15 protein-coding genes are annotated in these 14,387 nt (G+C 38.2%); 13 read left to right on the top strand and 2 right to left on the bottom strand.

The window, feature by feature from the left end; translation table 11 throughout:
• Positions 1-2 precede the first annotated feature (2 nt).
• From obgE to yajC, 11 genes are all read left to right on the top strand, one after another.
• Positions 3-1,283, top strand: coding sequence for a GTPase ObgE (gene obgE, locus JF53_RS00875; RefSeq protein WP_047981712.1), 1,281 nt, complete (start codon positions 3-5; stop codon positions 1,281-1,283).
• A gap of 199 nt (positions 1,284-1,482) precedes the next feature.
• Entirely contained in the window at positions 1,483-2,415 is a 933-nt protein-coding gene (gene safA, locus JF53_RS00870; RefSeq protein WP_053351190.1) for a SafA/ExsA family spore coat assembly protein, read from the top strand.
• On the top strand, positions 2,412-3,368 hold the full coding sequence (locus JF53_RS00865) for a phosphotransferase (protein WP_047979712.1): 957 nt from the start codon (positions 2,412-2,414) through the stop codon (positions 3,366-3,368). The genes safA and JF53_RS00865 overlap by 4 nt, the downstream gene beginning before the upstream one ends.
• A 94-nt stretch (positions 3,369-3,462) precedes the next feature.
• Positions 3,463-4,194, top strand: coding sequence for an NAD(+) synthase (nadE, locus tag JF53_RS00860; protein WP_047979711.1), 732 nt, complete (start codon positions 3,463-3,465; stop codon positions 4,192-4,194).
• 65 nt (positions 4,195-4,259) lie between these two features.
• Positions 4,260-4,817, top strand: coding sequence for a YhcN/YlaJ family sporulation lipoprotein (locus tag JF53_RS00855; protein WP_047979710.1), 558 nt, complete (start codon positions 4,260-4,262; stop codon positions 4,815-4,817).
• Between the two features lie 122 nt (positions 4,818-4,939).
• Positions 4,940-5,551 carry a Holliday junction branch migration protein RuvA gene (gene ruvA / locus JF53_RS00850; RefSeq protein ID WP_047979709.1) on the top strand — a complete coding sequence of 204 codons (612 nt, stop codon included), beginning with the start codon at positions 4,940-4,942 and terminating at the stop codon, positions 5,549-5,551.
• A gap of 15 nt (positions 5,552-5,566) precedes the next feature.
• Positions 5,567-6,571 (top strand): Holliday junction branch migration DNA helicase RuvB, encoded by a 1,005-nt coding sequence (gene ruvB / locus JF53_RS00845; protein ID WP_047979708.1) that lies wholly within the window; start codon positions 5,567-5,569, stop codon positions 6,569-6,571.
• Positions 6,568-6,765 (top strand): DUF2905 domain-containing protein, encoded by a 198-nt coding sequence (locus JF53_RS00840; protein ID WP_047979707.1) that lies wholly within the window; start codon positions 6,568-6,570, stop codon positions 6,763-6,765. The genes ruvB and JF53_RS00840 overlap by 4 nt, the downstream gene beginning before the upstream one ends.
• An 87-nt stretch (positions 6,766-6,852) precedes the next feature.
• The gene (gene queA / locus JF53_RS00835) at positions 6,853-7,881 is read left to right on the top strand and encodes a tRNA preQ1(34) S-adenosylmethionine ribosyltransferase-isomerase QueA (protein ID WP_047979706.1); all 1,029 of its coding nucleotides are present in this window, start codon (positions 6,853-6,855) and stop codon (positions 7,879-7,881) included.
• A gap of 12 nt (positions 7,882-7,893) precedes the next feature.
• Complete coding sequence (tgt, locus tag JF53_RS00830; protein WP_047979705.1) at positions 7,894-9,039, top strand: tRNA guanosine(34) transglycosylase Tgt; 1,146 nt, start codon at positions 7,894-7,896, stop codon at positions 9,037-9,039.
• Between the two features lie 59 nt (positions 9,040-9,098).
• Entirely contained in the window at positions 9,099-9,359 is a 261-nt protein-coding gene (gene yajC, locus JF53_RS00825) for a preprotein translocase subunit YajC (RefSeq protein ID WP_047979704.1), read from the top strand.
• Between the two features lie 133 nt (positions 9,360-9,492).
• Here the strand turns inward: yajC and JF53_RS00820 are convergent, their stop codons facing one another.
• Complete coding sequence (locus tag JF53_RS00820; RefSeq protein ID WP_047979703.1) at positions 9,493-9,870, bottom strand: TIGR04086 family membrane protein; 378 nt, start codon at positions 9,868-9,870, stop codon at positions 9,493-9,495.
• Between the two features lie 143 nt (positions 9,871-10,013).
• Positions 10,014-11,570 carry a stage V sporulation protein B gene (gene spoVB, locus JF53_RS00815; protein WP_083443517.1) on the bottom strand — a complete coding sequence of 519 codons (1,557 nt, stop codon included), beginning with the start codon at positions 11,568-11,570 and terminating at the stop codon, positions 10,014-10,016.
• 118 nt (positions 11,571-11,688) lie between these two features.
• On the opposite strand from spoVB, the gene JF53_RS00810 reads away from it, so the two are divergent.
• Together JF53_RS00810 and secDF are read left to right on the top strand one after the other, a co-directional pair.
• A complete protein-coding gene (locus JF53_RS00810) occupies positions 11,689-11,976 on the top strand; it encodes a post-transcriptional regulator (protein ID WP_047979702.1) in 288 nt (95 codons plus the stop codon).
• A 58-nt stretch (positions 11,977-12,034) separates the two neighbouring features.
• The gene (gene secDF, locus JF53_RS00805; protein WP_047979701.1) at positions 12,035-14,296 is read left to right on the top strand and encodes a protein translocase subunit SecDF; all 2,262 of its coding nucleotides are present in this window, start codon (positions 12,035-12,037) and stop codon (positions 14,294-14,296) included.
• Positions 14,297-14,387 lie beyond the last annotated feature (91 nt).

Below are 14,387 nucleotides of genomic sequence, written 5' to 3'. Positions count from 1 at the left end.
ATATGTTTGTAGATCAAGTCAGTGTGTATGTAAAGGCTGGAGATGGTGGAAATGGCCTTGTTGCATACCGTAGAGAAAAATATGTGCCAAAGGGTGGTCCTGCTGGTGGAGATGGCGGAGATGGTGGAGATGTTGTCTTCAAGGTTGACGAGGGTCTTAATACGTTAATGGATTTTCGCTATAACCGACATTTTAAAGCAAAACGTGGAGAAAATGGGATGAGTAAGGGACAGCATGGACGAAATGCATCGCCGCTTATTGTACCTGTACCACCTGGAACTACCGTAATAGATGAAGATACAGGTCAAGTACTAGCTGACCTTACGATACATGAACAAGAAGCAGTTATTGTTAAAGGTGGACGTGGAGGTAGAGGAAATACGCGCTTTGCTTCACCACGGAATCCAGCACCAGACTTCGCTGAAAATGGGGAACCAGGTGAGGAACGTACCATTAAAGTAGAGTTAAAATTAATTGCTGATGTAGGATTGGTCGGATTTCCAAGTGTAGGAAAATCGACTTTGCTATCAGTCGTTAGTGCCGCACGTCCCAAAATTGCTGATTATCATTTTACAACCTTAGCACCTAACTTAGGCGTAGTGGATACTGGAGATCAACGGAGCTTCGTGTTAGCGGATTTACCAGGACTTATCGAAGGTGCAAGTGAAGGTGTAGGACTTGGACATCAATTTTTGAGACATGTTGAACGGACAAGAGTTATTATTCATGTCATTGATATGGCTGGTACGGAAGGTAGAGATCCGTTTGATGATTATCAAAAGATCAATAGTGAACTACGTGAATATGATGAAAAGCTGATGACAAGACCACAGATAATTGCGGCAAATAAAATGGATATGCCAGGAGCGGAAGACAATTTAGAACGCTTTAAAGAACAACTTGGTTCAGATATTCCTGTTTATCCTATTTCAGCACTGACGAAAGAGGGACTACGAGATATCTTATTTGCGGTAGCAGATTTATTAGAATCTATCCCTAAATTTGCACCACAGCTTGAAGAAACAGAGGAAACCGTTGTTTACCGTTATCAGAAGGAAGATAAAGGATTCGAAATAACTAGAGATGACGACGGGGCATACGTTGTCTCTGGTCCGAAAATAGAAAAATTATTTAAAATGACAGATTTTAATCGCGATGAAGCAATTCGTCGTTTTGCCCGCCAAATGCGTTCTATGGGTGTTGATGAAGAACTGCGAAAAAGAGGCGCAGAAGATGGCGATACGATTCGTATTCTCCAATTTGAATTTGAGTTTGTTGAATAATGTTTGCTATGAGAGGCACTTTTGTTTGTAGAAAGTGGCTCTCAATTTTTTTGGCTAAATTACGAATAAATGTGATTTTTATTAAAGAAGAAAAGAAAGGATAAATTTTGAATAAGGTTCAACATTTATATTTGAATTGCATATCTTGATAGAGAGTAAACAGCCCAGAATACAGAAGTGAAAGGAGTTCGGTTTTACATTGAAGATTCATATTGTACAAAAAGGGGATATATTATGGGAATTGTCTAAGCAATATGGAGTGGATTTCGAGCAATTAAAACAAGCAAATTCACATATCGCAAGTCCAGATATGATTATGCCAGGAATGAAGATTCGAATACCGACATCAGCTAAGACAGTTAAAAAAGAAACCGCCTTAAAGGAAATGCAAACAAAGCCAAAAGAAGTGCAAATACAACCACAGGTAGAACAACCTTATTTGGATATTTCGCCAAAGCCATTACCGGTGATAAATGAAGATGAGGTACAACCAATCAAGGAAGTTCAGCCACAAATGCCAATGCCACAGATGCCACAAATGCCGCAAATACCACAACCTCTGCCACAGCCAATTTCACAACCGGAAACAGCACAGTTTCCTCTAATTGAACAAGAATTAAATTATCTAACGTTTAATTTTCCAACAGATGAATCATCTACAGCAGAGGCGGTTCATCCGATTGAACAACCTGCCCAGCAACCGATTCAACAGCCAGTCCAGCAACCAATTTATCATCCGATTCAACAGCCAGTACAAATGGTTCCATGTTTTCCAGTTCATCCATGCTATGGAGGAGTACCAGTTGGACCACAACCAGTATCACTTCCACAATTTATGCCACAACAAATGGGGTACCCTGCTCCGGTAATGCCAATCCAGGAGATGGCCTATGATGATTGTGGGTGTGGCGGAGGAAGAACTACAATGAACCAGTTCCCGCCGATGGGAATAGTGCCTGAATTTGGCTTTAATCCAAATGTAAATCTTCCAAATCAAGCATTCACAATGCCAACCCAAACAGGACCGACCTCTACTTATCCGACAATGTCAGGACATGACACCAATGCATTTCCAACCCCGCCTAGTTTTGGGGATTTGCGAACGCAAGATAAGGAAGAGTTATCTGAGTGAACAATCAACTAAGTAGAGACGATAATCGTATTAATCGTCTCTCTTCTTTTTTGTATGTGGAGGGGAATTTACTAGCAAAAAAATTATATTCAATCAAGCAAAATGTTTACTTTCTAGAAGCGAGTACTGGAGAATGCTATATATTAAAAGGACATTTGGATGCTGCAAACATGAAACAGCAGTGGGATTTTTTTGAAGCAATTCGTTCACCTGTGATTGTCCCGTTCGTGCGATTTCCGAATGGCAAAAAGGAAATTTCAATTGGTACGAATTATTATTGGACGATTTCGCCTTATATTCCTGGACGAAAATTAAGCTATCAGATTGAAGAAGACCGAGAAAGAGCTGTGCGTGCTGTAAAACAATTTCACCATCATGCAAGTGGAATTTACTTGCATAACACATTAAAAAAACCGTTGTTTTATAAACGATGGCAATCTAGATTGTATAAATTGAAGGAAACGGAAGCCATTTTTCATCAATATGGTTATAGTACACTGTTTGATGATATTCTTCTAACGATGAAGGAATCCATTGAAATTGTCTCAGGATTTCCATGGTACCAGGATCAGCTAGAAGCAGAACAAAAGGGTATGTGGGTACATGGTGATGTAGCTTCTCACAATTTTATTCAAAATGAAAGAAGTTTTATTATTGATTTCGACTTATTGCATTGTACAACTCCTTTATATGATTATATTCAATTAGGGCAACGATTTTTACCGACTATTGATTGGGATGTTGAACAATTACTTGCTTATGACATGATTGACGATGAAAAACTAGAACAATTTCTCTATTCGGTTTTTATACCAAGTGATTTGGTTCGGGAATGGTTGCATTTTCTGTCCAAAAGAGGTCTAACTAGTGTGGAATCTTATTTGCAAACGATGGAAATGGAATGGATCCAAAGAAAAAAATTTTTAACTAATTCTAAAATAATGGTAAAATAATCATATTGTATCTAACTGGAAAGGTGCTTCTGAGGTTTAGAAGCCTTGGAAGTCTCTTCAATTAGGGTAGAAAAAGACAAAAGGAGCGATTATTTTGGAAAAAGTAGTAGCGGATATTGTAGCTTGGCTGCAGGATCAAGTAAAACAAGCAGGTGTAGATGGTCTATTAGTTGGTGTAAGTGGGGGAATTGACTCTGCTGTCGTTGCTAACTTAATTAAGCGAGCTTGTCCAGATAATTCTTTAGGTGTTATTATGCCACTTAATAGTGATCCAGAAGGTATGAAGCATGCCGAGAAGGTTATCGAAGCATCTGGCATTAAAGGTGTAAAAGTAGACTTAGCAGAGACGCATCACGTGATGTTCTCACAAATTAAGTCACAATTAAAAGAAGAATATAACGAAGAAAATGGAAAATTGGCAGATGCGAACCTTCGTGCGAGATTACGAATGAGTACATTATATACAATTGCAACTAACTTTAACTATATAGTTGTGGGAACAGATAATGCTGCAGAATGGTTTACTGGATACTTCACGAAATATGGAGATGGCGGCGTAGATATTTTACCAATTGTTGATTTTTCTAAAGGTGAAGTTCGTGAATTAGCCAAATATCTTGGCGTTCCAGATGAAGTCATTACGAAAAAGCCGAGTGCAGACCTTTGGGAAGGGCAAACAGATGAAGCTGAGATGGGAACAACCTATGACAAAATCGATGCCTATTTAAAAGGAGAAACAATTCCTGAAGCAGATAAAGCTGTGATTGAACGGATGCATAATCGCTCTGCTCACAAACGAAATCCATTGCCACAATTTAAACGTTAAGGATAATTTATCCTGTTGTAAATAACCTCTCTTTTAGCAAACTAGCTATAAGGGAGGTTTTATTTATGCGTGGCAAAATTCTACTATGCTTTAGTATTCTAGTTATCGCTGGATGTGGCAATTCAGAGGAGGGTATGAATGATTCTAACCATTCTGATACACCAAACCGCACACAGCCGATAAATTATGAAACACCTAAGGAACAAGAAAATCGGATGGGCGAACGGGATAAAACAATTGGTGAATTAGGTGGCTATCCACAAAGTGAGCAAGAATATGTGAATGAGGGAGATAAAAATCTTAACGCAAAAAATGAAGACCGTTACACAAATGAAAAGACATTATTAATCGCAGAATATCTAGCAAAACGTAAAGAAATCGTCCAAGCTCAAGTTGCTGAAACGGATGATCGGATTATTGTGGCGGTACTTACGGAAAATCACGAATACCCAAACCTTAATGAAATTGTCGAGCAAGAAGTACGCCAGGTTGAACCTAATAAAGAAATTGTCGTTTATACAGACGAGAATTATTGGGAAAGAATGCGTAACTTAAATGGTAAGCAATTAAAAGTAGATGATGAAATTACCAAAAGGCTACAAAGCTTTTTTGGTAATGAATAAGCCTTTGAACTTTTCAAAGGTTTTTTTTATGAGGAACATTAACCAAGTCAAATTCTCCCATCGATGCCGAGATGGTGAAATTATGTTAGAATAGGAAAAGGATTGTTAGGGGAGAAGATGACATGATAGCATATATTCGTGGTAAATTAGTATCCATCCAGGATGAAGCGGTACTGGTGGATGTCGGTGGAGTTGGCTATGAAATAATTTGTCCAAATCCATTTGTTTTTCAGGAAGCATTAAATAATGATTTTCATATACATACTTATCTTCATGTTCGTGAAGATGCGCAAATCCTTTATGGGTTTAAAAATGAGGATCAAAAGTATTTATTTACTCGGTTATTATCTGTTTCAGGTATTGGCCCAAAAGGTGCGTTAGCTATTTTAGCTGGTGTTAATATTCCAGAGTTTGTTGCGGCAGTTGAACGTGAAGATGACAAGTTTTTAACAAGTTTTCCGGGAGTTGGAAAGAAAACTGCTCGCCAAATCGTTCTTGATTTAAAAGGAAAATTAACATCTACCTTCAGTATTGCTAATGAGGAAATTGAGGCAACACCAGTATCAACCGGAACAACTGAGGAACTAACCGAAGCAATTGAAGCGCTTAAGGCACTTGGATATTTGGAACGTGAAGTAAAGGCAGTATTACCACAGCTACGCAAACAAATTGAAAGTACAACCAACACGGATGAAATTATCCGAAAGGCATTAAGTCTATTAATGAAAAAGTAAGAAGGGGGCAATATTATGGATGAGCGAATGGTTACTGGTGAATTACAGGCTGAAGAATTTTCCGTTGAGCTTAGTTTGCGCCCTACAACATTAAATCAATATATTGGCCAAGATAAAGTAAAAGAAAACCTTCATATCTTTATTCAGGCTGCTAAAATGCGGAATGAACCGTTAGACCATGTATTATTATATGGACCGCCTGGACTTGGTAAAACAACACTCGCAGCAATTATATCAAATGAAATGGGAGTGCAATTTCGCTCTACATCTGGACCAGCAATTGACCGGGCAGGTGACCTGGCTGCTATACTGACGTCTTTAGAGGCGGGAGATGTTCTTTTTATTGATGAGGTTCATCGCCTACCGCGTGCCGTTGAAGAAGTATTATATTCGGCAATGGAAGATTTTTTTATTGATATTGTCATTGGAACTGGACCAAGTGCGCGGTCGGTACGAATTGACTTACCACCATTTACGTTAGTGGGGGCAACAACGAGAGCAGGTCTATTATCCGCTCCGCTACGTGACCGATTCGGTGTGTTGAGCCGATTGGAATACTATGAAACGAAGGATTTATGCGCTATAGTCGAACGTACCGCAGAAATATTTGAGACATCTATCTCGAAGGAAGCAGCAGTTGAAATTGCGCGCAGATCAAGAGGAACACCGCGTATAGCAAATCGTTTACTTAGAAGAATTCGTGATATATCACAAGTAAAAGGTGAAACAGAGATTAGTTATCAAACAACAGAGCTTGCGTTAGAGATGCTACAGGTTGATGATGCCGGCCTCGATCACATTGATCACAAACTTCTGAAAGGTATCATCGAGGGCTATAAAGGCGGACCAGTAGGATTAGATACAATTGCAGCAACGATAGGAGAGGAATCGCAAACTATTGAGGATGTTTATGAACCATACCTATTGCAAATTGGATTTATCCAACGGACACCAAGAGGAAGAATCGTAACGCCGAAAGCCTATCATCATTTTGGAATGAAGGTGCATGAGGACGAATGAATATAGGGAAGATGTTAATTATCATTGGGATTGTTTTTCTCATTATTGGGTTGATTTGGACCTTAATAGGAAAATTACCTGGGGATTTCTCGTTTAAAAAGGGAAATGTCACGTTTTACTTTCCACTAATGACTTCTATTATTGTTAGCATCGTATTATCGCTTATATTTTTCATCCTAGGAAGGTTTCGTTAACTAATAGGATATGCCAATGGCTTGATATTACAATTACTATCTGACAATATCCTTTTGAATATCCTAGTTTATTAAAGGAGTAACAGCATGAATATTGAGGATTTTGACTTTGATTTACCAGAATCATTGATCGCACAAACACCACTTAAGGATCGGAGTGCTTCTCGATTAATGGTGTTGAATCGACAAACAAAAGAAATTGACCATAAGCATTTTGCAGATATTACTAGTTATCTAAAAAAAGGTGACTGCCTTGTGTTAAATGACACACGTGTACTTCCCGCAAGGTTATACGGGATAAAAGAGGACACAGGTGCGAAGCTAGAGATCCTGTTGTTAAAGCAGCTAGAAGGGGACACTTGGGAGGTATTAGCAAAGCCTGCTAAAAAAATAAAAACTGGTTCTAAGCTCGTATTTGGTGATGGTCGGTTGACTGCAACATGTATCGATAGTCTAGAACATGGTGGGCGTGTACTAACCTTTTCGTATGACGGCATTTTTTATGAAGTATTAGATGAGTTAGGAGAAATGCCACTACCACCGTATATTAAAGAACAATTACCAGAAAAAGATCGTTACCAAACTGTCTATGCAAAGGAACAAGGATCTGCTGCTGCACCTACTGCAGGACTTCACTTTACGAAGGAATTACTGCAGGAAATAGAGAATATGGGTGTGACGGTCGCATTTATTACGCTACATGTTGGACTAGGCACGTTTCGACCTGTAAGTGTGGACAATGTAGATGATCATAAAATGCATGCAGAGTTTTATGTCATGACAAAAGAAACTGCCGATACGCTGACCAAGATTAAGGAAAATGGTGGTCGAATCATTTCAGTTGGGACAACGTCAACTCGTACACTTGAAACGATCGCCAGAGATAATAATGGGAAGTTTGTGGAAGCTAGTGGTTGGACAGATATTTTTATATACCCACCATATGAGTTTAAAGCAATTGATGGGTTAATAACGAATTTCCATCTTCCTAAATCAACATTGATTATGTTAGTCAGTGCATTTAGTGATCGTGATTTTATTTTACAAGCCTATCGTAAGGCAGTACAGGAACGCTATCGCTTCTTTAGCTTTGGAGATGCGATGCTTATTATTTAGTAGAGGAAAGATATGATGACAACACCAATAACATATGAATTAATTAAAACAGATAAACAAACCGGTGCAAGACTTGGACGAGTACATACTCCACATGGTTCATTTGATACCCCAACATTTATGCCAGTTGGAACACTTGCTACTGTAAAAACAATGAGTCCAGAAGATTTACAAGCTATGGATGCAAAAATAATTTTATCAAATACGTATCATCTTTGGTTACGACCTGGAGAGGATATTATCCGTGAAGCTGGTGGTCTCCATAAATTTATGAACTGGGACGGTGCTATTTTAACGGATTCAGGTGGTTTTCAAGTTTTCAGTTTAAGTGATATGCGCGAAATAAAAGAAGAGGGTGTCCATTTTCGTAATCATTTAAATGGGGATAAATTATTTTTATCACCAGAAAAAGCGATGCAAATTCAAAATGCACTCGGGTCGGATATCATGATGGCATTTGATGAATGTCCACCATTTCCAGCAACCTATGACTATATGAAATCGTCGGTTGAAAGAACCTCTCGCTGGGCAGAGCGTTGTTTAGAAGCTCATCAACGAAAGGATGTACAAGGATTATTTGGAATTATTCAAGGTGGGGAATATGAGGAACTGCGAAAACTAAGTGCACGTGATTTGGTTTCCCTTGATTTCCCTGGATACGCCATTGGTGGGTTATCAGTCGGTGAACCTAAAGATGTCATGAATAGAGTATTAGAATTTACAACACCATTAATGCCAAGCAATAAGCCAAGATATTTAATGGGAGTAGGATCACCTGATTCACTTATTGATGGTGCAATTCGAGGGATTGATATGTTTGATTGTGTCTTGCCAACTAGAATTGCTCGTAATGGTACTTGTATGACTTCAAATGGAAGATTGGTCGTACGGAATGCAAAATACGCTCGTGACTTTGGACCAATTGATGAAAATTGTGATTGTCACGTATGCAAAAATTATACACGCGCCTATATTAGACATTTAATAAAATGTAATGAAACATTTGGATTTAGACTTACTACTTATCATAATCTACATTTTCTGTTAAAATTAATGGAACAGGTACGACAAGCAATTCGCGAAGATCGACTTGGTGACTTTAAAGAGGAATTCTTTGAACGCTATGGGTTAAACCAACCGGATGCAAAGAATTTTTAAAGTGTGTTTAAAAAGCAATCCGTTTTTTAAACAAATTGTCTGGAAAGGAGGGACAAGTAATGGGAGAACTTGCTACATTATTACCGTTGATAGCAATGTTTGTTATTTTTTACTTCTTGCTAATTCGTCCACAACAAAAACGTCAAAAACAAGTTAGACTAATGCAGTCTGAACTTAAAAAAGGTGATACAGTTGTAACGATTGGTGGTTTTCATGGTGTGATTCATGCTATCGATGAAGACACTGTTGTATTACAAGCAGGAGATGGTTCTAAGCTTACATATGATCGTTCTGCGATCCGTGATGTGAAAACTGTTTAATGCAAGCAAAAGAGGCTGACGTAAATGTCTGCCTCTTTTTTCATGAACAATGATAAAATAAAAAGCTTAAAGACGAAACACCTGTTTATCAATACCTTTCACACACGAGCGAAAAGGGCATTATACTTGTACTTTATTTTTGATCAGCAATAACGTTCACACCAACAGCTCCGCCAAATAAAGCTGCCAAAATATAGAATAAATGATGAATGGTTTGCTCCAACGAGAAGCCTTGCTGATAGCCCAAATACTGTACTAAAAAAGTAAAAAGCGTGAAGCCAAGCCCTGTAACTGCACCAATTACCCATCCTTTTTTCTTCCCTTTGGCACCAGATACTGCGCCACCAATAAATAATGAAATTAGACCAATGACAAGTGTCACCCAATCCAATGCCGGCTCATTGAAGCTAGAGAAACGTAGCAATAATGCTAATGTCATACTAGAAACAAGAATTAATCCTAGCACAACGATCCATCCATACAATAATGCAATAAATTGTTGATTTCGCATCCTTATCCTCCTATTCATCCTGTTACTAGCCAAGAGTCAAACTTATCCCATTAGAACTGCTTAGCTTGTGACAGCCCGTAAAAGTCTCCTATTCTATACATATTCTTGTACAACAAAAGTAGACGAGTTTTTTTGAGAAAATTTTATCGAATCCATTTTTGAAGAAATGGAATTTGTTCCAGTTCTGCTTTCGTTATAAATTTTAGTAGGAAAAGCATGACGAGATAGATACCTGCAAGTAAGAGTAGTGTAGCACCAAATAGAAGTACATTTGGATCATACTTGCTATAAATATCATAGAAGAAGCTAGCTATCGTCCAGGTAACTAAAATTAAAGCAACCATCTTTGCAATATCCTTAACTGGTATATAGAAATTGATTGTTTTCTTTAACGCGGCTAAATGCAAGAATGTTACTAATACGACACTGACTGACATAGCAATGGCGACCCCCATAATGCCAAAGTCTTCGTTGGAAGCTAGGATGAAAAGCACAAAGAATTTTATTAAAGCACCAATTAAACTATTCCACATTGCAGGCTTGGCGAGGTCAAGCGCCTGTAAAGCGGCTTGTAAGGGGGATTGTATATACAGTAAAATGTAAAAAGGTGCCATGAAAACAAGCATCGTACTAGCATTTGATGTACCATACATAAACGAAAGAATCGGGATAGCGAAGATTGCTAATACAACCGTTGAGATAGCACCGGATGCAAATGAAATGCGGATGGATTGATGAATACGGTAGTGAATTAGCCGATTATTGGACATGGCCTCTGCTTCAGAAATGTTTGGAACAAGTGCCACTGACAATGATTGCGTAATAAAGGTTGGCAAAGCTAATAATGGTAAGACAAATCCAGTTAGCTCGCCATACTGCTTTGTCGCCATCACTGTAGTTAATCCCGCTAATGCTAGACTATGAGCCACGATTATCGGTTCCAGAAAATAAGAAAACGAACTGATAATTCTACTACCGGTACTAGGAAGAGCGATAGAGAACAATTCTTTTACGGTTTGCCCACTAGATTTTAAATAACTAAAAAAACGATAACGGATACGGATAGTCTTTTTCCGTTTAAATTGGTAAATCATATAGAGTAACGAAACAAATTCACCAAGAATGACACTAAACATGGCACCAGCTGCAGCAAATTCGACTCCATAAGGTAGTAATAGATGAACAAATAAGGCTACAAAGCTTATCCGAACAATCTGCTCAATGACTTGTGCATAGCTTTGTGGTTTCATATTTTGTTTTCCTTGGAAATACCCACGTAATACAGAGGATATCGCGACGATAGGAATAATCGGGCTAATGGCAATCAAAGGATATACAGTTCGTTCATCTGTCAAGAGTGTTGTTGCAATAAATGGAGCGGCAACTATCATTACCGCAGTGAAAATAATACTAGATAGGCTAGTGATAATAATGGATACTACTAAAATTTTCTTTACTTTTGCGTGATCATGTTGAGCTTCTGCCTCGGCAACTCGCTTGGAGATGGCAACAGGTAATCCTAATTGTGTCAACGTCATGACTAAAAAGAAGGTAGGAAGAGCCATCATATATAATCCGACACCTTCTTCACCCATTAGCCTGGCAACAACTAACCGATTAATAAAGCCTAAAAATCTTGTAATCATACCTGCAAATATTAAGATAAGTGTGCCTTGTAAAAACGTTTGTTTCGACAACATCGACGACCTGCCTTCTCAAAAAATAAAATTTCATATACAATGATATATATGCAATAGTAGAGTCCAAGCATGACAACTTGTCTTTTTATTTAAAATTCTTTCTAACGAGGTGAAGGTCTTGGAAATCATAAAGACTGTAAAGGAATGGAAGGTTGAGTTGAAGCCTGCTTTACAGAGTAAAGCAGAAGAATTTCAACTGATGGGATATACAAGAGCAACTGCTGAAGATGTCTGGCGCTGCCTAGAAAAAAAGGTGTGGAAGGGTAATCCGGACAAACGTTTACACGAGGTTGTTCAAGAGGTCTTTCATCTCAGTTCAAATATCTATATGAGTTATTTAACCGTAGATACTTACCAAGATGATGATTTAATGGCATCGATCGCAGCATTAACAGGAAAAAATTAAGCTATCAATGGTTATAAGTACATAGGTTGGTTGTTATTGGAAAGGGAGGAACAATTGAATGAAGAATAAAGGACGTATTTCAGTCTTTTTCCTAATCGTTATCGGATTAGGTTTATTGGTGGGGCTGTTAACCCCGAGCGTAGCAAAGGATATTAATCTTGGCTTAGACTTGCAAGGTGGATTTGAAGTATTGTACGAGGTTGAAACAATTGACCTAGACCAAGAAGTGGACCGTGCTTTATTAGAGTCGACTGTGCAATTATTAAACGATCGTGTTAATAAGCTAGGAATTAGCGAGGCAGTCATTAATATTGAAGGTGAAGATAGAATTCGGGTACAGCTTGCTGGAGTAGAAGATCAGAACCAAGCGCGTGAAATGTTAGCTACCTCAGCTCGACTTACATTTCGTGATGTAGATGATAACGTATTGCTCGACGGATCCGATGTAAAAGAGGGAAGTGCAAAACAAGACTTCCATCCTGACACAAATGCACCAATTGTTACGTTAAAGCTCAAGGATGCTAAAAAGTTCGGTGAAATCACACGGGATTTAGCAGCTAAGCAAACAACAGGTGAGAACTTACTTGTTATTTGGATGGATTATCAAGAAGGTGATTCTTACCAAGCAGAAGCAACAAAAGCAGATCCGAAATTTGTATCTGCGCCAGGTGTAAGTCAAACCTTGAATACGACAGACGTCATGATTGAAGGGAACTTTACGGTAGAATCAGCAACCTATCTTGCTGACATCATAAATTCTGGTTCTTTACCGGTCAGTATGAATGAAATATTCTCCACTTCTGTGGGGGCTCAATTTGGGGAACAGGCATTAAATCAAACTGTTCTTGCTGGAATAATTGGGGTAGCCATTATTTTCATATTCATGCTAGTTATTTATCGGTTCCCTGGGATTATTTCAGTTATCAATTTAATCGCATATATTTTCTTAGTGCTAGTCATTTTTGACTTGTTAAATGGTGTATTAACACTTCCTGGTATTGCGGCATTAATATTAGGAGTAGGGATGGCTGTTGATGCCAATGTCATAACCTTTGAACGTATTAAAGAGGAATTACGAGAAGGAAAATCGCTGGTTGCAGCCTTTAAAGCAGGTACGAGTAATTCACTTCGGGCGATTTTAGATGCAAATATCACCACACTGTTAGCAGCGGCTGTTTTGTTTGCATTCGGGACAAGCTCTGTTAAAGGGTTTGCAACCATGCTCATTATTTCTATAATAGCCAGCTTTATTACAGCTGTTTATGGAACTAGATTATTATTACAGCTTTGGATAAAAGTTAAATTCCTAAAAAATAACCCCGCATGGTTTGGGGTTAAGAAGACGGAAATCAAAGATATTAAAGACAGTACCGAAGTACCTGCTAAATTTTTCAATCGTGAATGGGACTTTGTAACAAGTAGAAAGAAATTTTTCATTGTTACATTGTTACTCGTCGTAATTGGTACTGTATCACTTCTCGTGTTTAAATTAAATCCTGGCATTGATTTTACAAGTGGAACTCGTGTGCAAATCATCGCAGAGGAAGCATTAAGTTCAGAAGAGATTGAAACAAGTCTCGATGAAATAGGTTTAGCAGCAAAATCGATCGTACTCTCCGGTGAGAATAATGAAATTGCAGTGATACGATATGAAGATGTTATTGCTGATGAAGAGCTAGATGGTCTAAAGGAATTGGTTTTAGATGAATATGGTGTTGAGCCAAGTGTAAGTGTCGTTTCGCCAATTGTGGGACAAGAATTGGTCAAAAATGCTTTATATGCGCTCGGAATTGCTTCGATTGGCATGATTATTTATGTTGCCTTGCGTTTCGAACTGTACTTTGCCATTACGACGATCATTGCCTTGTTACATGATGTATTCCTGATGCTTGCGGTATTTAGTATTTTTAAAATAGAATTTGATGTGACAATTGTTGCGGCAATCCTAACGATTATTGGGTATTCCATTAATGCGACTATTGTAACCTCTGACCGTATCCGAGAAAACATTCAGCGAAGAAAGAAACCGATCAAAACATTTAACGAACTAGCAAATGTCGTGAATAAGAGTATTGTTCAGACAATGACAAGAACACTTAATACTACGATTACCACATTAATTGCGGTGGTTGCTTTCCTATTATTAGGTGCAGAGTCAATTGCTGGGTTTGGAATAGCGCTTATGGTCGGATTGTTAGCTGGACTATATTCTTCCTTATTCTTAGCTACTCAATTATGGCTCGTATTACGTGGTAGACGTATTAAAGAAAATCCAGTTGATTTTAGGAAGAAAAAACGGGTTGAAGGTCCACAAGTATAACTAGTAGATAATCTTAAAAAAACAATCTCCTTGTCTAGTGATAAGGGGATTGTTTATCCTTGCAAGTAAATAATAAGGTTGATTACCTTAA

Origin of the sequence: Ornithinibacillus contaminans, assembly GCF_001038425.2 — a bacterium.
Classification (GTDB): Bacteria; Bacillota; Bacilli; order Bacillales; family Amphibacillaceae; genus Ornithinibacillus; species Ornithinibacillus contaminans.
This window is presented reverse-complemented; position numbering and strand designations above follow the sequence as displayed.